This is a genomic window from Novacetimonas maltaceti (genome assembly GCF_002906255.1).
Classification (GTDB): domain Bacteria; phylum Pseudomonadota; class Alphaproteobacteria; order Acetobacterales; family Acetobacteraceae; genus Novacetimonas; species Novacetimonas maltaceti.
Map to the genome: position 1 here is coordinate 76892 of NZ_POTC01000008.1, position 22586 is coordinate 99477.

At 66.5% G+C, this 22586-nt stretch carries 22 protein-coding genes; 13 read left to right on the forward strand and 9 right to left on the reverse strand.

All coding sequences use genetic code 11. The features are described from left to right. Positions 1-15: 15 nt before the first annotated feature. Positions 16-1353 carry a dicarboxylate/amino acid:cation symporter gene (locus KMAL_RS04880; protein WP_110094631.1) on the forward strand — a complete coding sequence of 446 codons (1338 nt, stop codon included), beginning with the start codon at positions 16-18 and terminating at the stop codon, positions 1351-1353. Positions 1354-1399: 46 nt separating this feature from the next. Continuing rightward, the gene (locus KMAL_RS04885; protein ID WP_110094632.1) at positions 1400-2701 is read left to right on the forward strand and encodes an MFS transporter; all 1302 of its coding nucleotides are present in this window, start codon (positions 1400-1402) and stop codon (positions 2699-2701) included. Between the two features lie 121 nt (positions 2702-2822). On the opposite strand, the gene KMAL_RS04890 is transcribed toward KMAL_RS04885, so the two are convergent. Both KMAL_RS04890 and KMAL_RS04895 read right to left on the reverse strand, forming a co-directional pair. Next, positions 2823-3998, reverse strand: coding sequence for an FAD-dependent oxidoreductase (locus KMAL_RS04890; protein WP_110094633.1), 1176 nt, complete (start codon positions 3996-3998; stop codon positions 2823-2825). 172 nt (positions 3999-4170) lie between these two features. Next, on the reverse strand, positions 4171-7575 hold the full coding sequence (locus KMAL_RS04895; RefSeq protein ID WP_338043480.1) for an AsmA-like C-terminal region-containing protein: 3405 nt from the start codon (positions 7573-7575) through the stop codon (positions 4171-4173). Positions 7576-7595: 20 nt separating this feature from the next. Here KMAL_RS04895 and KMAL_RS04900 point away from each other — a divergent pair, with 20 nt between their 5' ends. Next, positions 7596-10658 carry a bifunctional [glutamine synthetase] adenylyltransferase/[glutamine synthetase]-adenylyl-L-tyrosine phosphorylase gene (locus tag KMAL_RS04900; protein WP_110094634.1) on the forward strand — a complete coding sequence of 1021 codons (3063 nt, stop codon included), beginning with the start codon at positions 7596-7598 and terminating at the stop codon, positions 10656-10658. A 117-nt stretch (positions 10659-10775) separates the two neighbouring features. Continuing rightward, positions 10776-11273, forward strand: coding sequence for a peroxiredoxin (locus KMAL_RS04905; protein ID WP_110094656.1), 498 nt, complete (start codon positions 10776-10778; stop codon positions 11271-11273). Between the two features lie 22 nt (positions 11274-11295). Here KMAL_RS04905 and KMAL_RS04910 read toward each other — a convergent pair whose 3' ends face one another. From KMAL_RS04910 to aat, 4 genes are all read right to left on the reverse strand, one after another. Next, positions 11296-11535 (reverse strand): hypothetical protein, encoded by a 240-nt coding sequence (locus KMAL_RS04910; RefSeq protein ID WP_110094635.1) that lies wholly within the window; start codon positions 11533-11535, stop codon positions 11296-11298. 250 nt (positions 11536-11785) lie between these two features. Further along, positions 11786-12421 carry a DUF4412 domain-containing protein gene (locus KMAL_RS04915; protein ID WP_239019947.1) on the reverse strand — a complete coding sequence of 212 codons (636 nt, stop codon included), beginning with the start codon at positions 12419-12421 and terminating at the stop codon, positions 11786-11788. Between the two features lie 2 nt (positions 12422-12423). Continuing rightward, positions 12424-13008: a hypothetical protein gene (locus tag KMAL_RS04920; RefSeq protein ID WP_239019951.1), complete on the reverse strand. Its 585-nt coding sequence runs from the start codon at positions 13006-13008 to the stop codon at positions 12424-12426. A 148-nt stretch (positions 13009-13156) separates the two neighbouring features. After that, positions 13157-13825, reverse strand: a complete 669-nt coding sequence (aat, locus tag KMAL_RS04925) for a leucyl/phenylalanyl-tRNA--protein transferase (protein ID WP_110094658.1) — start codon at positions 13823-13825, stop codon at positions 13157-13159. A 122-nt stretch (positions 13826-13947) separates the two neighbouring features. Between aat and KMAL_RS04930 the strand changes: the two genes are divergently transcribed. Next, positions 13948-14922 (forward strand): 2-hydroxyacid dehydrogenase, encoded by a 975-nt coding sequence (locus tag KMAL_RS04930; RefSeq protein WP_110094637.1) that lies wholly within the window; start codon positions 13948-13950, stop codon positions 14920-14922. A gap of 14 nt (positions 14923-14936) precedes the next feature. Beyond that, the gene (locus KMAL_RS04935) at positions 14937-15125 is read left to right on the forward strand and encodes a hypothetical protein (protein WP_110094638.1); all 189 of its coding nucleotides are present in this window, start codon (positions 14937-14939) and stop codon (positions 15123-15125) included. A 36-nt stretch (positions 15126-15161) separates the two neighbouring features. On the opposite strand, the gene KMAL_RS04940 is transcribed toward KMAL_RS04935, so the two are convergent. The 3 genes from KMAL_RS04940 to KMAL_RS04950 all read right to left on the reverse strand — a co-directional run bounded on the left by KMAL_RS04940 (position 15162) and on the right by KMAL_RS04950 (position 17001). Beyond that, entirely contained in the window at positions 15162-16004 is an 843-nt protein-coding gene (locus KMAL_RS04940) for an EcsC family protein (protein ID WP_110094639.1), read from the reverse strand. Positions 16005-16286: 282 nt separating this feature from the next. Continuing rightward, entirely contained in the window at positions 16287-16700 is a 414-nt protein-coding gene (locus KMAL_RS04945; protein ID WP_110094640.1) for an EVE domain-containing protein, read from the reverse strand. A gap of 7 nt (positions 16701-16707) precedes the next feature. Beyond that, complete coding sequence (locus tag KMAL_RS04950) at positions 16708-17001, reverse strand: YciI family protein (protein WP_110094641.1); 294 nt, start codon at positions 16999-17001, stop codon at positions 16708-16710. A 178-nt stretch (positions 17002-17179) separates the two neighbouring features. Between KMAL_RS04950 and KMAL_RS04955 the strand changes: the two genes are divergently transcribed. From KMAL_RS04955 to ccmI, 7 genes are read left to right on the forward strand one after another with little or no spacing between them, the layout of a single operon-like run. Beyond that, positions 17180-17968, forward strand: coding sequence for a heme ABC transporter permease (locus KMAL_RS04955; protein WP_110094642.1), 789 nt, complete (start codon positions 17180-17182; stop codon positions 17966-17968). Next, positions 17965-18126 carry a heme exporter protein CcmD gene (gene ccmD, locus KMAL_RS04960; protein ID WP_110094643.1) on the forward strand — a complete coding sequence of 54 codons (162 nt, stop codon included), beginning with the start codon at positions 17965-17967 and terminating at the stop codon, positions 18124-18126. Before KMAL_RS04955 ends, ccmD begins: the two co-directional genes overlap by 4 nt. Beyond that, positions 18123-18656 (forward strand): cytochrome c maturation protein CcmE, encoded by a 534-nt coding sequence (gene ccmE / locus KMAL_RS04965; RefSeq protein ID WP_110094644.1) that lies wholly within the window; start codon positions 18123-18125, stop codon positions 18654-18656. The genes ccmD and ccmE overlap by 4 nt, the downstream gene beginning before the upstream one ends. Before the next feature lie 8 nt (positions 18657-18664). Beyond that, complete coding sequence (locus KMAL_RS04970) at positions 18665-20644, forward strand: heme lyase CcmF/NrfE family subunit (protein ID WP_110094645.1); 1980 nt, start codon at positions 18665-18667, stop codon at positions 20642-20644. After that, a complete protein-coding gene (locus KMAL_RS04975; protein ID WP_110094646.1) occupies positions 20641-21219 on the forward strand; it encodes a DsbE family thiol:disulfide interchange protein in 579 nt (192 codons plus the stop codon). Before KMAL_RS04970 ends, KMAL_RS04975 begins: the two co-directional genes overlap by 4 nt. After that, positions 21216-21692, forward strand: a complete 477-nt coding sequence (locus KMAL_RS04980; RefSeq protein WP_110094647.1) for a cytochrome c-type biogenesis protein — start codon at positions 21216-21218, stop codon at positions 21690-21692. Before KMAL_RS04975 ends, KMAL_RS04980 begins: the two co-directional genes overlap by 4 nt. Positions 21693-21699: 7 nt before the next feature. Next, a complete protein-coding gene (gene ccmI, locus KMAL_RS04985; protein WP_110094648.1) occupies positions 21700-22422 on the forward strand; it encodes a c-type cytochrome biogenesis protein CcmI in 723 nt (240 codons plus the stop codon). The last annotated feature ends 164 nt before the right edge of the window (positions 22423-22586 follow it).

Consider the following 22586-nt stretch of genomic DNA (forward strand, 5'->3'; position numbering starts at 1 on the left):
CAAGGCCCCACCCCCATGATCCACGTTTCCCCGCCACCCGCGTCCCAGCAGCGTTCCCCGTTCCGGAGCCTGTATTTCCAGGTCATCGTCGCGGTTGTCGCCGGGATTGCGGTCGGCCATTTCTGGCCCCATGCGGGAACCGCGCTCCAGCCGCTGGGCGACGGGTTCATCCGGCTGGTCAAGATGATCATCCCGCCGGTCATCTTCCTGACGGTGGTGACGGGGGTCGCGGGCCTGTCGGACCTTGGCAAGGCGGGGCGCCTTGCGGGCAAGGCGATGGTCTATTTCCTGACCTTCTCCACCCTTGCGCTGGTGGTGGGGATGCTGGTCGCCAACATCGTGCGCCCCGGCGCTGGCGTGCATGCCGACCCGTCCAGCATGGACGCGCACTCCGTCGCCGCGTTCGTGGCGCGCGCGCAGGCCCATTCCTTCAGCGGGTTCATGCTCAACATCATCCCCGACACCGTGCTCAGCGCCTTTGTGTCGGGCGATATCCTGCAGGTGCTGCTGATCGCGATCCTGTTCAGCATCAGCCTGTCGCACATGGGCGCGCGCGGGCATGCCATCCTGTCGCTGTTCAAGCAGTTGACCGAACTCGTCTTCGGGGTCGTGCGGCTGGTAATGCTGGCGGCCCCGATCGGGGCGTTCGGGGCGATGGCGTTTACCATCGGGCGCTTTGGCATCGGGTCCGTGCTCAACCTCGCCTTCCTCGTGGTCACGTTCTATGCCACGTCGGCGCTGTTCATCGTGGTCGTGCTGGGTCTGGTGGCGCGATATAACGGGTTTCGCATACTGCCGCTGCTGGCCTACCTGCGCGAGGAGCTGCTGATCGTGCTGGGCACCAGTTCGTCGGAATCCGCGCTGCCGACCCTGATGACCAAGATGGAGAACGCGGGCTGCGCGCCATCGGTCGTGGGGCTGGTGGTGCCGATGGGCTATTCCTTCAACCTTGATGGCACCAACATCTACATGTCGCTCTCCGCCCTGTTCATCGCGCAGGCGACGGGCGTGCATCTGGGGCTGGGGCAGCAGGTCTCCCTGCTGCTTGTGGCGATGATCAGTTCCAAGGGGGCCGCGGGCGTGACCGGGGCGGGATTTGTCACGCTGGCCGCGACCCTTGCGGTGGTGCCCGACGTGCCCGTCAGCGGCATGGCCCTGATCCTGGGGATCGACCGGTTCATGTCGGAATGCCGATCACTGACGAACATCATCGGCAATGCGGTGGCCACCATCGTGCTGGCGCGGTGGGAAAACGAACTGGACACGCAGCGCCTGCACGCCGCACTCAGCGGGAGCATCCCGGAGGAGGAAGCCGACCGCCCGGTCCTGAGCACCGGCGCGCATAACGCCTGATCCCGCCATCCTTCCCACACCAGACGCGAAAACAGTTCGGACCTATATGGAAATCCCTCCCCTGCCCCATGCCCCGCTGACCACCCGCCAGCGGATACACAGCATCATCGCCGGTTCATCGGGCAACCTGATCGAATATTACGACTGGTACGTCTATGCGGCGTTTTCGCTGTATTTCGCCCATGCGTTCTTTCCCCACGGCAACCAGACGGCGGAACTGCTGCGCAGTGCGGCGATCTTTGCCATCGGGTTCCTGATGCGCCCGATCGGGGGATGGATCATGGGGCTGGTGGCCGACCGGCATGGACGCCGCTTCGCGCTCAGCCTCTCGGTGCTGGCGATGTGCGTCGGGTCGCTGACGATCGCGCTGTGCCCCGGATATGACAGCATCGGCGTGTTCGCGCCGGCCATCCTGCTGCTGGCACGTCTGGTGCAGGGTCTCAGCCTCGGCGGGGAATACGGGGCCAGCGCCACCTATCTTTCGGAAATCGCGCCCCCGGCCCAGCGCGGGTTCTACGCCAGTTTCCAGTATGTGACGCTGGTGGCGGGGCAGCTGCTCGCCCTTGTCGTGCTGCTGGTGCTGCAGTTCGCGGTCCTGACACCGCAGCAGATCGGGGCATGGGGATGGCGCATCCCGTTCGGCATCGGCGCGCTGCTGGCGCTGTCGGTGCTGTGGTTCCGGCGCGGCATGGTCGAAAGCGAGCAGTTCAGCAACGCGACCCGCGACCCGGCGACAAAGGGGGGGGTGCGGGTGCTGCTGCATCACCCGCGGGAGGTCGTGGCGGTCTGTGGCCTGACGCTTGGCGGGACGGTCGCGTTCTATACCTTCACCATCTACATGCAGAAATACCTCGTCAACACGACGGGACTGACCAAGGAAGCCTCGACCGTCATTTCCACCACCGCCCTTGCGGTCTTCGCGCTGGCGCAGCCCTTCTTCGGCGCGCTATCGGATCGCATCGGACGGCGGCCGCTGCTGCTGTCGTTCGGCATCATCGGCTGCACCGTCACCGTCCCGCTGATGCATGCGATGGCGCATGCGTCTTCCCCCGTCGTGGCGCTGGGCCTGCTGGTGACGGCGCTGCTGTGCATTTCGGGCTATACGTCGATCAATGCGGTGGTGAAGGCGGAACTCTTCCCCGCGCGTATCCGCGCCCTTGGCGTCGCCCTGCCCTATGCGCTGACGGTGTCGATATTCGGCGGGACGGCGGAATATGTGGCGCTGTGGTTCAAGCAGGCCGGGCACGAGGACTGGTTCTACTGGTATGTCACGGGCTGCATCGCCTGTTCGCTGCTGACGGTGCTGTTCCTGCTGCCATCCCGCGACCGCATCACGCCGGAGGCATGAGTAAAAGTTTTTGGTGAAGCTTTTTTCAAAAAGCTTCGAAAGAACGCCGCCTTTTTCGATCAAAAGGCGGCACCCAAAAACTTTTATTACTTTATCCTGTCAAAACCGGATGGGTCCGGATTCAGACGTTATAGCCCATGCTTTTGTACAGACCGTTGATGATGGAAACACCCCTGCGCGCTTCGTCCACATTGGGCGTCTCATCGGTGCGATTATATCCGTGTCCCATATCCTCGCCCTGCCACTGCACGACGATGCCGTCACGGCGGGAGACGACATAGACATTTTCATATTCCATGCTGAACAGCGCCTCCGGCTGCGGAATCAGCCATGCGATCTGCCCCCGGACCGGAATGATGCTCTCGTCATTCCACAGCGCACGCGCGCCATAGCCGGTGCAGTTGATGAAGACGGGATCCGGCAGGGCCGTCAGTTCCGACGGGTGATGCAGCGTCATGGTCCGGATTTTGCCGCCACGCTCGAAAAACTGCCGCATGAGGTAGTCGGCATAGGTGGTGACGTTGAAGATCAGGTTCGGCTGCTTGAGCACCTCGCAATAAGGCAGGCGGGCATCATGAACCGGAACCCGGTTACCCTGTGGTTCGATGTCGCGGATACGATCGCCAAGTTCGGCAAAGCCGATGGGATCGGGTGGCGTCGGCCGGGCATCACGCGACTTCAGTCCATAGAACGTGTCCCATTCGATCGGATTGCCCGGCAATCCCTGCAGGTTCTGGTAGCAGGAGAAGGAATAGCGGGCCATCTGCTCCCACCGGGCTGCGAATTCAGGTGTCAGGTTGCTCGTCTTCACGATGCGCGAAGACGGCGTCCAGCTTCCCGATGCCCGGGCGGAGCGCACGAAGGGCGGCGTTTCCTGGGCATAGATCGTGACCTGCGCGCCGGCCTGCTGTGCGACGATGGCCGTCGTCAGCCCGATCGCACCACAGCCGATCACGCCGATCTTCTGCCCGGGACTGATCGCGGCACGTTCAACCGCCAGTTTCGCCGTCCCCCACGACAGCGACCAGCCGCTTCCCCCATGCCCATAGTTATGGACGACCGACTTGCGGCCGACCTGCTCGACCTCCAGACGCGGCCCCGCCGCGCGGAAGGGGCGCAGGCAGACCGTGATGCGGTCGATCCGGTCGTTACGCGCCCGGATGACCGGAAGATGGCGCACATCCGCATCAAGGTCATGGCGGCGCGAACGCGCACCCGCGCATCCCGGCAGTGCGGACAGCCCGGCCAGCGAGGCCGCAGTCATCAGGGCTTTTCGACGATGAAAAGGACGCGTCATGAAAGGGAACACTTCTTTTTGCCAATATCCAGCCATGTTGCGAAAGAACGAAATCGACCGGCCAGGACCACAATGGCTGACAATCCCGCAAAACCAAAGTTTCAAAGACTGATTCCGGCATTTCTTTCCGGCCCGGAATAAAAGCGTCCCGGCCGGCGCGCCCATTTCCGGATCAGTGCATGTGGGTCAGGTCACGCAGGAAGCCGGGCAGCAGCAGGGCATACGGATTGACATGCACGCTCGGGTTATCGAACGACCCGTTGATCTGGTATGTCGCCGACACCACGCCACCATTCTTTTCCGGGCTGAACAGCCAGCCCAGCACGCCGGGTAGGTGGCCGGGGGCGGCATTGACCGCAAAGGCCGGGATGATCGTCCCGTCAAGGTCCAGCGTCGCCTTGTCGAGGTTGATGCGCCCCGCCACCGTCGCGCCCAGCGACGCATTGCTGACCAGGCCATCGGTGATGTTGACCACCCCATCGCGGAACGTCAGGGGCATCTTGACGTGCTCGACCTCGAATTCCGGCGCATGCGGGGCCTTCATCCAGCCATAGATGGAGGCATTGTTGACCATGCGCACCACGGCGGGCACCTGGCGCAGGACAAACGGCCCGGTCGTCAGTTCGCCGGAGAATGGCGCGCTGAGGTCCACGTCATCGAACGATCCTTCCAGATCGACCTGCCCGCCCTCCATGCGGTCGCCAAGCTTCATGTCCTTCAGCAGCGCGCCAAGGTCCGCGATATGCATCGACAGCACCCTGCTCTGTCCCCGCGGCGTCAGCGTGGCGGAAGCGGCGGTCGGCCCGGTCATGGAGAACGACGCACGCGTCAGGCGCACGCCGTCATCCTCCAGATGGCTGCGCACGCCCTGGATCGACTGCATCCGGGTATAGAAGACGGTGCGCGCATCGACATTGATGTTCCAGCTATGCCCCGGCGCGCCCTTCACCCGGCCGGTCGCGGCTTCGGGCATGTGATACCCCTTTGCCGGGGCGGCGGCGCCCGTGGCGGCCTTCTCGTCCTGGCGCTGGTAGGTCAGCAGCGGGGAAAGGTCGAGCACGCGCGCTGCGACCGACACGCCATACGGCTCCTTCTCCCCCGCCGGGATGGTGATGATGGCATTGCCGTTCGACCGCCCGACGCGGAAGCCATGCAGGATCAGCCGCCTGCCCTTCCCCTCCGCCGTTTCGGCATGCCCGTCAATCAGCAGTTCGGGACCGGCCGCGCGGATGTCCTCGATGGAGGAGACATGCCCGTGGTCGAGGTTGATGACGACGGAGGCATTGGCGTCCTCGCCCACCTGCTTGCTCCAGATCGGGATGGTCAGGGCCGAACGCTTGAGGTCAAGGTCGATATCCACCTGCGCCCTGCCACCGGAATAGCGGTCATAATCCACGTCCAGCGCCGCGCTGCCGCCGAAATGATCCCCCATGTCAAGGCCCGCGCGGCGCAGGCCGGCAGGTGTCAGGTATCCCTGCACGCTCGCACTTTCCACCGCGCGGTCCGACGGGCCGGAGCGGAAATCCATCGTATAGAGGATGGAGGAAGGGATGCCCGACAGGTTCCCCGTCCCCTTGAGCATCAGCCCGTCGATCGAGGCGTCGATGCCGAAACGCCCGGCATCGAGCGGTCGGCCCATCACCACATTGCCCAGATGCACCTGCGCAAGGTCGGTATGGGTGCGCAGGTCGATCTGCGCCAGCTTGACATGCGCATCGAGCGGCAGCGCGATATGCAGCGAGACGTTGGCCCTGCCCGAAGGGGAGGTGAAGCTCATCGGGTGGCGCGACAGCACGTTCAGCCGCGGTTCCGCCAGCAGGGCAAGGATGTCGCGCGCATTGCCCTGCAGGGTGGTGTTGATGTCCCCCATCTGGATCTTCTTCATCAGGCCGGTGATCAGCATGGAACCCGGCCCGACCTCGATCCGGCCGATGCCGGTCGCGTTGACATGGCGGTCGGTGCGGTCCACCAGTTGGTAGGCATGGCCGAAGCTGATCGCGATCTCGTCCGGTCCCTCGAACGTCAGGTGGGCATCCATGTCATGCAGCGGCGGGATCGGGCGCAGCCAGTACAGCTCCATCCCCTCCGCACGGATGTCCCCCGCCAGCGACGTCAGATCCAGCCCGTCCCAGCCATCATGGCTGACCAGCCCGACACGCGCCTGCAGTTCGCTGACATGGCCCTTGGTGATGTTCGTCGTCACCCAGCGCCGCGCGCCCTTCATCGCGCCGGGCGGCCAGAAATCCCCCAGTGTCGCGAAATCGAGGGCCAGCGCCTCGGCCGAGACGCCGATGCCGACATCATGCGGATGCAGCATGGACGACGCATGCAGGCTGCCCGTCGCCGTCAGCGTCGGGCCGCTGCCGTCATCGGCCGGGTGGCCGGGCGCGCGCAGGTGCACGACCATCTTCTCCAGCGTGGCGCGAACGGGACCATCGAACGGCGCATCGGCCGGACCGGGATCGAAGGAGGCGACAAGATGGGCCTGCCCGTCCCCCACCAGAAGCGTGCCGTTGCGGCGCGTGACCACCGTGCCGTTACCGACCTTCAGATAGGCCCCCAGCGTGCGCGGCACCATGAACTGCCCCGTGCCATCGGCCGCAAGCGACACCTGCAGCGTCCCGCCCACCGGCAGGTCGAGCGGCGCGACCTCCTTCTGCCCCGGCGCGAAGGCGGACGGGCTGACGGGATCGAGCTTCATGGTCCAGCTGACATGCCCCGGCGCGGTCTCCTTGCCTTCGCCGCGCATGACAAGGTGCTTGCCGCTTCCCTCCAGCATGAAGCCGATCGACCCGCTGGCGCCGACCTGCCCGTGATAGGACAGGACATGCAGGTTGGCCGAGGCATCGCGCGTCTGCCATGTCCGGCCTGAGATCTGGTCGCTGAATTTCACCTGCGCGTCGGAAACGATGATCCGCCGCAGGAGCGACAGGTTCACCGAACCCCCATGGGAATGGGTGCTGTCCTCCGGCGTGCCGGGACCAAGGTCAAGCCCGATATCCCCCGCCCGGTTGCGCGCCAGCGCAAGGTGGACGTCACTGACCGACAGCCGTTCCAGCACCACGTCACCATGCACAAGCGCGGGCGTGTCGAGGATGACATGCCCGTGGCTGATGCTGTTGGCGACGGTGCCATCGGCGCTCATGATCGCGACATTGTCAGCCCAGACTTCCAGAGGGGTGCGGATGCCCGCATGCAGCGCGTTCCAGCCGATGCGCACATGCTGCACCGTCAGGCGTCCCTGCCGCCGGCTTGTCCCCGACCCGTGCAGGACCGACAGCGGCGTCATCATCCGCACCACCGGCGTCACGTCGATCGGCCCCGCCGACAGGCGCAGCGTCAGGACCAGCAGCAGCACCGCCGGCCCGACGATACATGCCAGCGCGGTCCACACCAGCACGCGCAGCACCCGCAACCCGATCAGGCGCAGCCGCCCCCCCTGCGCGCCGCCGGGGGCAGTGCCAGGCGTGCCGTTCGCCCCGTCGGGTGGCGTGGCCGACGACGCGGGGGCATCTTGACCGTCGTGCTTCATGGCGTCCACGCTGCGCCCCGGCGCGATCGTGCGCCACGTCGCCACTGCTGCCCAGGTTGTCCCGGATGTCCCACGCCCCTGCTGCCCCCGACCTCCATCGCGGATGGCGCGCCTGCACATGGCCCGCGCCGGCCGATGCGCGCGGCGCACGACTGCTGCACGAGGACATGGCGCGCGCCTTTGCCGAACATGGCCTGGACGCGGCGTGGCTGTCCATCCCGCCCGTCGCCGCGATGGTGGCCGCAATGGGGGGCAACAGCCCCTACCTGTCGGACCTTGCGCGGCGTGACACCGACCTTTTCGCGCGCCTCCTGCATGAGGGACCGGACACCGTCATGCGCGACATCCTTGCCCATGTGCGCGCCGAATCGCCACGGCAGCCCCGCCACGCGATCGCCCATGCCCTGCGCACGGCCAAGCGGCATGCCGCCCTGACGATCGCGCTGGCCGACATCGGGGGGGCATGGTCGCTGCAGCAGGTGACGCACGCGCTGAGCCACCTGGCCGAAACAACCCTGCAGGTCGCGGTCAGGCATCTGCTGCGCACGGCCCACGATGCGGGCCATCTGGTTCTGCCTGACCCGGACGAGCCTGCGCGCGGCAGTGGCTTCGTTGTCCTGGCCATGGGGAAATTGGGCGCGCGGGAACTGAACTACTCCTCCGATATCGACCTGATCGTCCTTTACGACCCGGCCTGCCACCCCGAACACGAGGACCTGCGGCGTATCTTCGTCCGCATGACTAGCGACCTTGTCGGCCTGATGGAAGCGCGCGATGCAGATGGTTACGTTTTCCGTACCGACCTGCGCCTGCGTCCCGACCCGTCGGCCACGCCGCTGGCCGTCTCGTTTCCCACGGCCATCACCTATTATGAAAGCATGGGCCGCACATGGGAACGCGCCGCGATGATCAAGGCGCGCCCGGTCGCGGGCGACATCGCCGCGGGGCAGCGTTTCCTTGCCGCGATCCAGCCCTTTGTCTGGCGGCGTCATCTTGATTTCGCGGTGATTGACGACATCCACGACATGAAAGCACGCATCGACAGGCACCGGAATGCCGGGCGTGGCGGACTGCCTGACGTGGCGGGCGACACATCCGCCTGCGCCCTGGCCATGCGCGACTGGCTGCTGGGCCATGACGTGAAGCTGGGACAGGGCGGCATCCGGGAGGTGGAGTTCGTGGCGCAGGCGCTGCAACTGGTCTGGGGCGGGCGCAGGCCGGACCTGCGCGCCCCCACGACGCTGGGCGCGCTGCGGCGCCTGACGCAGGCGGACCTGATCACACATGCGCAATACACAATCCTGTCTCGCAACTACCACATGATGCGACAGGTCGAACACCGCCTGCAGATGCGCGCCGACCACCAGACGCACAAACTGCCCGAGACCGCCGACAGATTCGCACAGTTCGCCATTTTCATGAACGAGGCGGACGGTCCCGCCCTTGCCCGCGCCATGCTGCCCACCATGCAGGAGTCGCGCCGCATCTTCGAACAGCAGTTCTCCGAACCCGGCCGCCCGGACGAGACCATCGCGCCAGAGGACGCGGAGCTTGGCGAGCGGCTGGAACAGGCGGGGTTCGCGGCCGCGACGCTCGATGATGCGCGCGCCATCCTGCAACGCTGGGACACCAACCGCCTGCGCGCGCTGCGTTCGGACCGCGCGCGGATGCTGCTGCATCGCCTCCTGCCGGGGATACTGCGTGAAATCGGGGCGCGGCGTGACCCGCTGACGGTGCTGCGCCGCTTTGACTCGCTGCTCGAACGGCAATGGGCGGGGGTGCAGTTCCTCTCGCTGCTGGAACGCAATCCCGCGCTGGTGCACCGGATCATGACCGTGCTGGACTGTTCCGCGTTCCTGGCCAACCATCTGGCGCAGGCGCCCTCCGCGCTCGACGGACTGCTGGATGCCAGCATGATCGAGGCCACGGACGACACCGCCCGCGCCGCCGTGACACTGGTGCGCCAGCACGTGGCGCAGGCCGTGGCGCAGGCGGCGGGGCCGGAGCGCCTGCTGCCGGTGCTGCGCGGCCTTGTCTGCGGGGAGGAATTCCGCCTCTCCGTCGCGCGCCTCGAACATCGCATGACCGAGGACCGTACCGCGCGCGTGCGCACCGCGATGGCCGATGCGGTCATGCGCGGACTGCTGCGTACCGTCACGACGGAACATCGCGCCCGCCACGGCCATGTGCCGGGCGGGGCGATGGCGGTGGTGGCGATGGGCAAGGCCGGATCGCGGGAGATGATGCCCGGCTCCGACCTTGACCTGATGCTGGTGTTCGACCACCCCGATGACGTCATGGAAAGCGTGGTGCCCCGCACGCGGCGGGCGGGCATGCCCGTGGCGCGGGCGCTGGGGGCGGGCACCTATTTCGTGCGGCTGGCGCATGCCTTCATTGCCACCCTGACCGCGCCGGGCGCCGAAGGCCCGCTGTACGAGGCCGACATGCGCCTGCGCCCGTCGGGATCGAAGGGGCCGGTCGCGGTCTCGCTCTCCTCGTTCCGGCGTTACCATGCGGAATCCGCCTGGACGTGGGAACGCATGGCCCTGACGCGCGCGCGTATCGTGGCGGGGCCGCCGGAACTGACGCGCCGCCTGCGCGCGGCGATTGACGCGGCACTCGACGGGGAAGCCGATACCGGGCGCGCCGTGACGCCGGACACGCTGCGCGAGGATGTGCGTGCGATGCGCGCGCGCCTGATGCGCGACCTGCCGCCGCAGGGGCCATGGGACATCAAGCGCCGGGCCGGGGGGCTGATGGAGGTCGAATTCATCGCACAGGGGCTGCAACTTCTGGCCGCCCGCCCCGCCGCGCGTTCGCCCTGCACGCGCGTGGCATTTTCGCGGCTGGCGCGCGCGGGCATGCTGTCGGCTGCGGATGCACGCCTGCTGCGGCGGGCGGACCTGTTCTGGCGTTCGGCGCAGAGCATGCTGCGCATCCTGATGGGCACGGAAATTCCCGACCACCTGCCCCCAGCGGCGCAGGAGATCATGGTGCGTGAACTCGGCGTCCATGACGAAGCGGACATGCTTGCGTGCATGGATGACATGGCGCACCACGTGCGCGACGCCTTCAGCCGCCTGATCGCCCCCCTGCCCGCCATTGGCGACACGCAGGGCGGGGCATGAAGGAAACCGTTGCGCAACGGCGCAAAGCCCCACACAAACACGGCGGCATGAAGGGTGGGTTTCCCCCATCCGCCCCACGATGATTTTTCCCACGATGAGTTTCAAAGGCATTTCGTGATGAATGAGACTTCACCCCCTGTCTTTCCCGAACCCGGCGCGCCCGTGCCCGATTTCGACATGGCCGCAAGCTGTGGCCGCCGCGTCAGCCTGTCGGCACTGCGTGGAAAGCCGTTCATCCTGTATTTCTACCCCAAGGCGAACACTTCGGGCTGCACCAAGGAAGCGTGCGGTTTCCAGGAGGCGCTCGACGAACTGGGCAGCACGGGCATCGCCGTGATCGGCGTGTCACGCGACGCCATGCCCGCCATCGAGAAATTCGCCGACGCCCAGAACCTGTCCTTCCCCCTTGCCTCCGACGCGACGGGCGAAGTGACGGAGGCCTATGGCGTCTGGGTGGAAAAATCCATGTACGGCCGTACCTACATGGGGATCGAGCGCGCGACCTTCCTCGTCGATGCGCAGGGGCGGTTGGTGCAGGCATGGCGCAAGGTCAAGGTGACCGGCCATGTCGCGGCCGTGATGAAGGCCGCCAGCGCCCTGCGCGCCGCAGGATGAAGGCTGCGGCCCCCGCACCCGCTCAGTAGGGCGGCGGCCCGTAATACCCGCCGCCATAGCCACCATAACCGGCCTGCGGCGGGGGTGGTGGGCCATAGGCATCCATGACCGCGCCTTCGACAATCCCGCCGACCATCCCGCCGACAAGCCCGCCCACAAACGCATCGCCCGGCCCCCTGTGGGCCTGCGCCATGGGGGCGGCGGCAAGCAGCACGCCCCCGATCACTGGCACGACCATCAATGTCCGCAAGAAACCACGCATGAACCTGAAACTCCCTTGACCATGCCGTCGGGAACGGCCGTGGGATCAGGAAACACCCCGGTGATGGCGATTTGCGGGCAGGGTCTGCCCCTTTCACGCCACAAACCCGCAATGCGGGGCATGCGGGGAAAGCGGACAAGAGAGTTGGGTGCCGCCTTTTTTCAGGAATGCGGTGTCTTTCGAAGCTTTTTGGAAAAAGCTTTACCAAAAACTTCTTTGGTTTTCAGCGACTTTCCCAAAATGGCTGACCTCAGGGATTGGCCGCCCTGACTTCCTTCAGGCCCGAAGGCACGTCGAACGTGGACGCATCCTGCGGCGTGGTGCTGATGCTCGACGCCTCGACCATCACCTTGCCGTCGCGCACGACCTCCAGCATGACGCCGTCATCGGTATAGCAGATCTCGCTGGGGCGCTGGTCCGTGTCGCTGGTCTGCCACAGGGTGCAGGGATGGCCCGCCACGGTGGCCCCGCCCGTGCGCAGCCATGTCCCCTCCGCCCGGCGTGACGGGTCGACCGACGCGGCCCCCGGCGCGGGCACGATGGTCTTGATCTTCCGGTCCGGGTCGATCACCGTCAGCGTCTTCGCACGGTAATCCGTGATCATGTAGGTGCCGGTATTGCCGGGATCGATGCGCTGCATCATCCGTGCCTCCGACCAGCGCATGCGCTGCGTCAGGGTCATCTGCGACGCATGGGGCGGATAGATCGTATAGGTCACGTCCACATCGTGCTGCGGCGTGACAAAGGGGCTCTGCGCCGCACCGTCCTGCGCCGGGGCACCAGCGGCATGCGCACGCGCCCCCGCCGAAACCGCAAGGACGCACGCAACCGCACTGGCAAGGCCGGCACGCAGGAGCGCGCCCGAACGGGTCTTAACAGGTGCCATGTTCATTTCTTTTCCCCTCCCTTCGGGGTGCCGGGCGGTGGCGGCGGGTCAATGCGACGGTAATTGGCGGGGGGCTGGAACATGTCCGACGCGATCGGGGCATAGGTGACATGCACCGCCTCGATCCGGCCCTTCAGCCCGTCGCCATCAACCCCGACCTCCCTCAGGATCACGCCGTCATCCGTGACGCAGGCAACGGCCGTGCCCTGGTCGGTGCGGACATCCCATTCGGTGCAGGCCACGCCCGCGACGCTGGACGTGCCCTTGCGCGAGAACGACATCGACAGGTCCAGCAGGAACGGGTTGCTGATGCCGTAACGGGCATCCAACTGGCTGTAGATCTTCTGCGTGTTGATGATGATCGTGACCTGGCGGGTCATGCGGTTGAGGATCGTCTCCCCCATGCCCTGCGGGCTGTCGATTCGCATCAGGCCCCCATTGTCGGCGAACCATGTCCGTACCCGCTTGGGTTCGGGCACGCCATCGGGCTGCACGTCATAATCGACCTGCACGTCGCGCGTGGGCGTCAGGGGGGGATGTTCGCCCACGGGCGGGGCATCCTGCGCCATTGCCACGCCACAGCCCATGCCTGATGCCAGCAGGGCCGACAGCAGCACCCGCCGGGCCGCCCGCGCGCGCGGGGCGGGTGACGTGTCATCATGCATAAAGACCGGTTCCGTCATGGCTTTCCCCATCATGGTGTCGCGCTGACCCAAACCCGCAGGGCGGGCCGTGTCAACCTTCGCCACGGATTGCACGCATGGCAGCCACGATTTCAGGGCCATGGCCATCGCCGGGCCACGTCGCCGGCAGTTCAAGGGCATGGCGCAGCCTGTCCTTGTACTCCGCGGCAGGGATCTCCACCCCGCCGAATGTCGCAAGGTGCGTCGTGCCGAACTGCGTATCGAGCAGGCCGTATCCCCCCACCCGCAACCGCGCCACCAGATGCACCAGCGCAACCTTCGATGCGTCGCGTTCGCGGCTGAACATGCTCTCGCCAAAGAATGCCCCACCGAGGGAGACACCATACAGCCCCCCCACCATCTGCCCGTCGCGCCATACCTCCACACTGTGGGCGTATCCCATGTCATGCAGCGCGCAGAACAGGTCGATGATCTGCGCGTTGATCCATGTCTGCTCCCGTCCCGGCGCGGGCTGGGCACAGGCCTCCATGGTGGCGCGGAAATCACGGTCGCACACGACATCGAACCGGCCGGACATGACCGTGCGGTACAACCGGCGCGGGATATGGAATGCGTCAAGCGGCAGGATGCCGCGCATCGGCGGGTCAAACCATTCCAGTTCCGTGGCCCCTGCGTCCTGCGCCATGGGGAACAGCCCGATGGCATAGGCGCGGATCATCAGATCCGGCGTGATTTCCAGCACTTCCCCTTGACCCGTCATGATCTTCGGATAACCCTCCCGCCTGCGCCGCAACCCGGTCCCATGCCCCGCGTCATAAGGCGGGAGCCCCATTGCGGACAAGCCGCAAGTCGCCATTCTGTTTGAAGGGAAGACGTTTTACCATGGCCCCTCCCCGTCCCCGCCTGCTCCTTGGCCAGCGCCAGACACCTGCCGTAATGGCACGCCTGCAAAGGGACTTCACGCTTTTTGGTGTCCCCGAAACGCAGATGACTTCGGCGGAACTGGTTGCGGCGGCGCGGGCGTTCGAACCGGACGCCATCATGGTTTCCACGTCCCTGCCGGTGCGCGCGGCCGACGTGGCGCAACTGCCGCCGTGCGTGCGCGTGATCGCCACCGTCAGCGTGGGCACCGACCACCTCGACATTCCCGCCATCCTCGGGCGCGGAATCGCGCTGAGCAACACGCCCGACGTCCTGACAGACTGCAACGCGGACCTTGCCCTCATGCTGATCCTTGCGGCATCGCGCAGGGCTGCGGAATATCTCGACCTGATGAAGAAGGGCTGGGGACGCGGGCTGGCGATGGACGAGATGCTGGGCTGCCGCGTGACGGGCAAGACGCTGGGCATCATCGGCATGGGCCGCATCGGGCGCGCGGTGGCGCAGCGCGCGCGCGGCTTTGGCATGAAGATCCTGTATTCCAACCGCCGTCGCCTGGGCGCGGACGATGAACAGGGCGCGCGGTATTTCGCAACGCCGGAGGAGATGCTGCCCCATTGCGACATCCTGTCGCTGCACCTGCCGGCATCGGCGGCGTCCGACGGGATGATCAACGCACGGATGCTGTCGCTGCTGCCGCGCGGGGCGATTTTCATCAATGCCGCACGCGGCGCGCTGGTGGATGAGGACGCGCTGATCGCCGCCCTGCGTGACGGGCACATCGCGGCGGCGGGGCTGGATGTGTTCCGCAACGAACCCAGCCCCGACCGGCGCCTGCTGGACCTGCCCAACGTGTTCGCGACCCCGCATATCGGCAGCGCCACGATGGAAACCCGCACCGACATGGGCATGCTGGCGGTGGACAACATCGAGGCCGCGCTGGCCAACCGGCCACTGCCGACGCCGGTTACGGCCTGACGGGGGGCGGGATCATGGGAATCGCGGGTGTCTTCCTCATCTTCGTGGCGGTGGCCTACCTGACGGAACTTCTTTTCCCGCATATGGGCGGCTACTGCCGGACCCTGGAAGGGTTCTACCTGATCTTCGCGGTGGCGGCGCTGGTACTGGGCATCACGCGGCGCGCGCCAGACACGTCACTGCCGCCCCCGGCCGGGAAATAGCCGCCCGCCCCGGCGGCCATCCGCGCGGCCGGGGCGTCAGACCTGTCCCGTGGCCGCCTGGGTCGCCACATGGGTGCGCAGGTCCTGCGCGGTCCGCCGCACCTCCGGCCCGTATTCGCGCTCCAGCCGGCGGATGGTGAAATGGGCCTGCGCCACGGCCCGGTAATGCGCGAGGAAGGCGGAATTGAGCGACGCGCCACACAGCGCCCCGGCCACCGGCATCATCTGCACCGCCAGCTTGCGCGACAGACCCAGCCCGTAATGGGTGGCGACCTCGCTGATCAGCATCACGACCGGGCGGCCACGCAGCATCGCCCGGGCGGAGAAATATCCCAGTTCGCTTTCCTGGTCGCGCGCGGCGAACGGGAAGGCCCGCAGCGCGAACACCTCCAGGCAGGCCGTGCGCGATTCCTGCGTGGACAGGTCCTCGCCCTGTTCGCGGGCGATGCGCGCGATCTCGCGCATGATGGTCATGGTGGTGAAGCCGACATCGGCCACCAGGCCCGGCAGGCCGGTAAAGCCCCCCACGGCCCCGGATACCGCGACCGCCGTGCGGACCGCCGGGTCACGCCACTGCGACAGGACGCCGGGTTCGGCGCGCACGTCCTCGGTCGGGCTCATGCCCAGCACCGCCACGTCAAAGGCGCGGGTGATCGCCCCTTCCGCCATGGACTGGAGCTTCGCCTGGAAAGCGGGCGCCATGCCGAGGCTGCGCACGCCAAGCCGCGCCGCCTGCCCCACCGCGCCGCCCATCAGGTCCGCAAGGCGGACGATCACGCCACGCCCGCTCTCCACCCGCTCAAGCGCCTGCTGGAGTTCGGTCATCGACGTGCTGTCCAATGCCATCGGCGCCAACTCGCTCCCGGTACCTGTACTCATTGCAATGCCCTCTTGCCTGATGGTGCCTTGTGGTCCCGCCGCCCGTGCCTGCCTGCCGGCCGCCCCGCCGCCGCCCTAGCGGCCCATCGGGGTGCCGACGGCCGCACGCGCGCGGACCGGTCTGGTGGTTTTGAACATCATAGCATGCCTTTGGCAATTCGCCTGCCGCCGGGCGGCCCCGCGTAAAAAGCCGGGCCGCCCGTGCGGGCCCGTCCGCCCCGACAACGCGCACGGGCGGGGAATCGTACCCGCCCGCGTTTCACGCGCGATGCGGCGTGGCGTTCATCCCGCCCATTCCCCCATCCGGCACAGGTGGGTCCAGTGCGCGTCAGACACCGGCACGACCGACAGGCGCGACTGCCGCACCAGCGCAAGGTCCGCCAGCGTGGAATCGGCCTTGATCTGCGCCAGGGTGACGGGGCGGGGCATCGGCCCCACCGCGCGCACATCGACACAGACCCACCGCCCCTGCGGGTCCGTCGGGTCGGGATAGGCCGCGCGCACGATTTCCACCACGCCCACGATCTCCCGCCCGACATTGGAGTGGTAGAAGAATGCCAGGTCCCCCACCGCCATCGCCATCAGGTTTTTCTTCGCCTGGTGGTTGCGCACGCCCGTCCAGGGTTCGACGTCATTGGCGACCTGTTCATCCCACGAAAACGCATCGGGTTCGGATTTTACCAGCCAGTAGGCCATGCCCGTTTCATTCCACCCGCGCGCCATCACGAAAAACTGAACGGAACGGGCGGATGACCACGCTCTCGAACAGGTCGGCCTTGGCATACGGGTCGCCCGCGGCGAACCCTTCGGCGGCGGCGCGGTCGGCCACGTCAATCAGCAGAAGACTGCCGCACGGACGGTTGTCCGCGTCCAGAATTGGCCCCCCCTGCACCAGCCGTTCGCGATAGGTTTCGAGGTAGGCCAGATGCCGCGTGCGCGTGGCCTGGCGGGTTTCATGGGATCCGGGTTTGTCAGTACAAATAATCGCGAACAGCATGTTTTTCTCCTCTTTGCACGGCCCCGCGCCTTGTCTGGACAGGACTGGCCGTGTCTTTTTTGACACGATAGTGTAGAGCAGGAAAACACAGGCACACGCACATGTGCCAAGAGACTGGTTTTTTGCGGATCCCTTTCCCTTATTGACGGGTGCCCCACGGCACGGATGGACTTAAACCTTGAACGCGACGCAGAGCCTTACCGCACGGACAGGCAACCTCTTTCATCGCTATGCCAACCCCGGCCGCTTCCTGCGGCTTGGCGCACGCCTGCAGCCATGGCTGACCTGGCCCGCCCTCGTGCTGTCCATCACCGGACTGGTGTGGGGGCTGTTCCTCTCTCCCGCCGACTGGCAGCAGGGGGACAGCGTGCGGATCATGTATGTCCATGTGCCTACCGCATGGCTGGCATCGTCGGGATATATGGCCCTTGCGGTCTGCTCGCTCCTCTCGCTTGTCTGGCGCCATCCGCTGGCGGACCTCGCCGCCGTGGAAATCGGCCCGGTGGGCGCGGCCATCACCGCCGTATGCCTTGCGACCGGCTCCCTGTGGGGCAAGCCCATGTGGGGGACGTGGTGGGTGTGGGACGCGCGGCTGACATCGGTGCTGGTCCTGTTCTTCCTCTATCTGGGCCATATTGCCATGATTCGCGCGTTTGACGAACCACAACGTGGTTACCGCGCCGCCGCGATCCTGGGGCTGGCGGGCGCAATCGACCTGCCAATCATCAAATTCAGCGTGCAGTGGTGGAACACCCTGCACCAGCCCGACAGCATCACCGTGACGGGCGCGCCGACCATGTCCACCTCCATGCTGTGGCCGCTTGCGGTCGTGACGCTGGGCTTCACGCTGGGGTTCGGGGCCATCGTGCTTGCACGCCTGCGCGCCGCCGTCATGGAAAGCCGCATCCGCACCGCCCTGGCCGCGAACCGGGGCCGACAGGACACCTCCACCGGTAACGCCTCATGACCCATCTTCCCTATATCATTGCCGCCTACGGCCTGACGCTTGGCGTGGCGGTCGTCCTTTCGGTCAATGCCGCGCTGCGTCTGCGCCGCGCGCGCGCGCGCCTTGCCACGATCGAGCGCCCCGGCCGCAACGCCCGCACGACGGGACGCCCGGCATGACGCGCAAGACGCGCCGGCTGTGGCTGGTGATCGCATGCCTCGTCGGACTGGGTTCGGCCGCGGCGCTGACGCTCAACGCGTTTTCGTCCAACATCGTCTTCTTCATGGCGCCGTCGCAGGTGCATACGAAACCACCGCCAAAGGACCGCACCATCCGCCTTGGCGGCATGGTGGTCGCAGGCAGCGTCCGGCGGGAGAAGGTGAAGGACACGCCGGTTGCGATCTTTGACGTCACCGACGGACAGGACGCCGTGACCGTGCGGTATGAAGGCATCCTGCCGGACCTGTTCCGCGAGGGGCAGTCCGTCGTGGCGGTGGGCACGATCAATCCCGACGGCACGATGCGCGCGACCGAGGTCCTCGCCAAGCATGACGAGACCTACATGCCCAAGGAAGTGGCCGAGGAACTCAAGCGCACCGGCAAGTGGGACCCGCGTTACGGCAAGGCCCCCGACGCCGCGAGCTGGAACACCATGACCGCCAAGGACGCGCCTGCGAAGGCATCCGACCCCACGCAGCACGGAAGCTGATTGCCGCCATGAATCCGGAACTTGGAAACTTCGCCCTGGCGCTGGCCTGCGGGATCGCCGCCGGGCAGGCCATCCTGCCCCTGGTTGGCGCGCAACGCCGTGACCCGCGCCTGATGGCGCTGGCACCCGCGCTGGCAGTGGGACAGATGCTGTGTCTGATCACATCGTTCGCCTGCCTGATCCATGCGGCGATCACCAACGATTTCTCCGTCCAGAACGTCGCGGCCAACAGCGCGGTAGACAAGCCGCTGCTGTACAAGATCACCGGCGTCTGGGGCAACCATGAGGGATCGGTCCTGCTGTGGGCGATGATCCTGTCGATCTGCGGCGGCGCGGTCGCGCTGTTCGGGCGCAACCTGCCTTCCGCCCTGCAGGCGCGGGTAATTGCGGTGCTCGGCGGGGTGGCGGCCGGGTTCGAACTGTTCTGCCTGCTGACCTCCAACCCGTTTGCCCGCGTCTGGCCCGCCCCGATGGACGGGCAGGGCATGAACCCGCTGCTGCAGGACCCCGGCCTCGCGTTCCATCCGCCCATCCTCTACACCGGCTATGTCGGCTTTGCCGTGCCGTTCGCCTTCGCCATCGCCGCCCTGATCGAGGGACGGGTCGATGCCGCGTGGGGGCGCTGGGTGCGGCCGTGGGCGGTCGCGGCATGGTGCTTCCTGACCTGCGGCATCGCGCTGGGGTCGTGGTGGTCGTACTACGTGCTGGGCTGGGGCGGGTACTGGTTCTGGGACCCGGTGGAAAATGCCTCGCTCATCCCGTGGCTGACGGGCACGGCGCTGGTACATTCGGCCATTGTCGTCGAAAAGCGCGAAGGACTGAAGATCTGGACGGTCCTGCTGGCGATCGGCACGTTCTCCTTCTCCCTGTCGGGCACGTTCCTCGTGCGGTCGGGCATCCTCAATTCCGTGCATGCGTTCGCCAATGACCCGGCGCGCGGCATCTTTATCCTCGGGCTGCTGGCGCTGGTCATCGGGGGATCGCTCCTGCTGTTCGCCATGCGCGCGCCGCAACTGACGACGGGCGGCCTGTTCGCCCCCGTCTCGCGCGAGGGGCTGCTGGTGCTCAACAACATCCTGCTGTGCTCGATCTGCGCCGTGGTGCTGACGGGGACGATGTATCCGCCCTTCATGTCGCTGCTGTTCGGCAAGACGATTTCAGTGGGCAAGCCGTTCTTTGACGCGACCACCATTCCGCTGGCGATCCCGCTGATGGCATTCATGGGCTTTGGCCCGATGATGCCGTGGAAGCGCGCGCATATGTGGCCGGTCCTGCGCCGCCTGTGGTGGGCGGCGGCGATGTCGCTGGTGGCACTGGTGATTGCCGTGGTGCGCATGCGCGACATCCTGCCGATCCTTGCCACCGGCATGGCGGTCTGGGTGATCGCCAGCAGCGCCACCGACATCGTCGAACGCCTGCGCCTGTTCCGCCAGCCGCTGTCCGCCAGCCTGCAGCGCGCGCGCAGCCTGCCGCGCGCGGTGTTCGGCGCGGCACTGGCGCATGCGGGCGTCGGCGTGACGGTCCTTGGCCTTGCCGGCATGTCGCAGGCCAGCCACCGCATTGTCGAGGTGCATATCGGCCAGACCGAGATGCTGGCCGGTGACGCATGGACCCTGACGGACGTGCGCAACGCCAGGGGGCCGAACTATGACGCCATGATCGCCACGATCGAGGTGCGCCACAACGGCCGCCTGGTCACGACGCTGCACCCGGCGAAGCGGACCTTCGCCAGCCAGCACCAGACCACGACCGAGGTCGCGATCCACACCAACCTGATTTCCGATACCTATGGCGTGCTGGGTGACAAGCATGGGACGGATGCCGACCCGACCTATGTCCTGCGCCTGCATCACAATCCGCTGGCGCCGTGGATGTGGCTGGGCGGACTAATCATGGCCATTGGCGGCGCACTGTCGCTGTCGGACCGGCGGGTGCGCGTGGGCGCGCCGCGCCGGGCGCACGCGGCAAACATGGTGACACCGGCATGAACGACAACACCTCCCCCCCTTCCCCCACGCGGCGGCGACTGCTGATGGCGACTCCCCTTGTCCTTGCCGGGGCGACGGGGGTTGCCTTCTGGCGGATGCTGTCGGGCATGTCGCACGGCTCCTTCGATCCGCATGACATCCATGCGCCTGTGCTGGACAAGCCGGTGCCGGATTTCACCCTGCCGGACCAGCCCCCGTCGCAGGGATTTGGCGCCGCCGACCTCCGGGCACTGAAAACGCCGGTGCTGGTCAATTACTTCGCGTCATGGTGCATCCCGTGTGTCGCGGAAATGCCGACGCTGAACGCGCTGAAGACGCAGGTGCCGATCTGGGGCATCGCATACAAGGACAGGCCCGAACATGCCCTGGGCTTCGTACAGCGCGCGGGCAATCCCTATGCCCGCATCGCGGCCGACCATGACGGGCTGGCGGCGATCGACTGGGGCGTGTCGGGCGTGCCGGAAACCTTCCTGATCGGGCCGGGGGGCATCATCCGCTGGCATACCGCCGCCCCGATTACCGAGGACCTGATCCGCACGACCATCCTGCCCCTGGTGGACCGCCTGAAACAATGACCGTCCGTATCCTGCGACGCGCGCTGATTGCGCTGACCCTGTGCCTTGCGCTGCTGCCGCTGGTGGCCGGTGCGGTGGATGACCCGTCCGAAATGCTGCCCGATCCCGCGCAGGAACAGCGCGCCGAGGCCATTGGCGCGCAACTGCGCTGCCTTGTCTGCCAGAACGAATCGATCGAGGACAGCAGCGCCGACCTTGCGCGTGACCTGCGCCATGTGGTGCGCGAACATGTGGCCAAGGGCGAAAGCAACAAACAGGTCATGGACTGGATGGTTGAACGATATGGCAACTTCATCCGCCTGCGCCCGCCGCTGACCACCGGCACGCTGCTTTTGTGGCTGATGCCGGTGCTGGCGCTGCTGGTGGGTGTGGCAGTCGCGCTGCGTGCCTTCCGCCGCCCCAGGACATCCTCCCCCCCGCCCCTGACCGACGCCGAGCGCGCGCGGTTGGCCGACCTGACCCGACCGCGCTGAGAAAATCATGATCTGGATTGGTATCTTCCTGCTCAGCGTAATCGCGCTGCTGCCCTGCCTTATCTCGTTCCGCAGGACGACATTGCTGCGTGATGAACGTGAAAGCGCCTTTGAACTGCATCAGGCGCAGATGGTCGAACTTGACCGTGACCTTGCCGAAGGGCTGATCGCGCCCACCGAACATGACAGCGCGCGGCTGGAGATCCAGCGCCGTCTGCTGGGTTCGGACAACATGGCGGTGCCCGCCCCGCGCCGGGGCGCATCCACGCTGGCGATTTCGGCCGCGCTGCTTGCGCTGCCGCTGGCGTCGGTGGGGCTGTACCTGACCTGCGGCCATCCCTCCATGCCGGCAATGCCACTGGCCCCGCGCCTTGCGGCGGCGGACAAGGCGGACCATCGCAATGACGACCTGATCAACCGCCTGCGCGACAGCCTGCAGCACATGCCCGCCGACGATCCCAGCCGCTTCCAGGGTTATGTCCTGCTTGGGCAGGCGGAAGCGGCGCGCGACCATTACGCCGCCGCCGCGCAGGCATGGCGCGAAGCCATCGCCAGCAAGTTCGAACCCGAAGTTGCCGCCCGCGCGGCAGAGGCGCAGACCATGGCCGATGGCGGCCATATCTCCCCTGAAACGGCGGACCTCTACCGGCGCGCGCTGGACGCCGCCCCGGCGGATGCACCATGGCGCATGGCCGTCCAACAGCGCATCGCGCAGTCGGAACATCAGTAAAAGCCAAATCATAAAAAGTTTTTGGTGAAGCTTTTTTCAGGGTCTGTTGGGAATTATGGTTTTTAAAAGCGTGTGATTGTGATTCAAGGTCTGCATGGATCGCTTCGTACTGACAGACGCCCAATGGGCGAAAATGGAACCGCTGTGCCTTGGCAAGAAAACGG

Excerpts from the sequence above, each read along its gene's own strand:
- KMAL_RS04880 (WP_110094631.1), top strand. The coding sequence starts at position 16 with ATGATCCACGTTTCCCCGCCACCCGCGTCCCAGCAGCGTTCCCCGTTC.
- KMAL_RS04885 (WP_110094632.1), top strand. The coding sequence starts at position 1,400 with ATGGAAATCCCTCCCCTGCCCCATGCCCCGCTGACCACCCGCCAGCGG.
- KMAL_RS04890 (WP_110094633.1), bottom strand. The coding sequence starts at position 3,998 with ATGACGCGTCCTTTTCATCGTCGAAAAGCCCTGATGACTGCGGCCTCG.
- KMAL_RS04900 (WP_110094634.1), top strand. The coding sequence starts at position 7,596 with ATGTCCCACGCCCCTGCTGCCCCCGACCTCCATCGCGGATGGCGCGCC.
- KMAL_RS04905 (WP_110094656.1), top strand. The coding sequence starts at position 10,776 with ATGAATGAGACTTCACCCCCTGTCTTTCCCGAACCCGGCGCGCCCGTG.
- KMAL_RS04910 (WP_110094635.1), bottom strand. The coding sequence starts at position 11,535 with ATGCGTGGTTTCTTGCGGACATTGATGGTCGTGCCAGTGATCGGGGGC.
- KMAL_RS04915 (WP_239019947.1), bottom strand. The coding sequence starts at position 12,421 with ATGGCACCTGTTAAGACCCGTTCGGGCGCGCTCCTGCGTGCCGGCCTT.
- KMAL_RS04920 (WP_239019951.1), bottom strand. The coding sequence starts at position 13,008 with ATGGGCTGTGGCGTGGCAATGGCGCAGGATGCCCCGCCCGTGGGCGAA.
- aat (WP_110094658.1), bottom strand. The coding sequence starts at position 13,825 with ATGACGGGTCAAGGGGAAGTGCTGGAAATCACGCCGGATCTGATGATC.
- KMAL_RS04930 (WP_110094637.1), top strand. The coding sequence starts at position 13,948 with ATGGCCCCTCCCCGTCCCCGCCTGCTCCTTGGCCAGCGCCAGACACCT.
- KMAL_RS04935 (WP_110094638.1), top strand. The coding sequence starts at position 14,937 with ATGGGAATCGCGGGTGTCTTCCTCATCTTCGTGGCGGTGGCCTACCTG.
- KMAL_RS04940 (WP_110094639.1), bottom strand. The coding sequence starts at position 16,004 with ATGAGTACAGGTACCGGGAGCGAGTTGGCGCCGATGGCATTGGACAGC.
- KMAL_RS04945 (WP_110094640.1), bottom strand. The coding sequence starts at position 16,700 with ATGGCCTACTGGCTGGTAAAATCCGAACCCGATGCGTTTTCGTGGGAT.
- KMAL_RS04950 (WP_110094641.1), bottom strand. The coding sequence starts at position 17,001 with ATGCTGTTCGCGATTATTTGTACTGACAAACCCGGATCCCATGAAACC.
- ccmD (WP_110094643.1), top strand. The coding sequence starts at position 17,965 with ATGACCCATCTTCCCTATATCATTGCCGCCTACGGCCTGACGCTTGGC.
- ccmE (WP_110094644.1), top strand. The coding sequence starts at position 18,123 with ATGACGCGCAAGACGCGCCGGCTGTGGCTGGTGATCGCATGCCTCGTC.
- KMAL_RS04970 (WP_110094645.1), top strand. The coding sequence starts at position 18,665 with ATGAATCCGGAACTTGGAAACTTCGCCCTGGCGCTGGCCTGCGGGATC.
- KMAL_RS04975 (WP_110094646.1), top strand. The coding sequence starts at position 20,641 with ATGAACGACAACACCTCCCCCCCTTCCCCCACGCGGCGGCGACTGCTG.
- KMAL_RS04980 (WP_110094647.1), top strand. The coding sequence starts at position 21,216 with ATGACCGTCCGTATCCTGCGACGCGCGCTGATTGCGCTGACCCTGTGC.
- ccmI (WP_110094648.1), top strand. The coding sequence starts at position 21,700 with ATGATCTGGATTGGTATCTTCCTGCTCAGCGTAATCGCGCTGCTGCCC.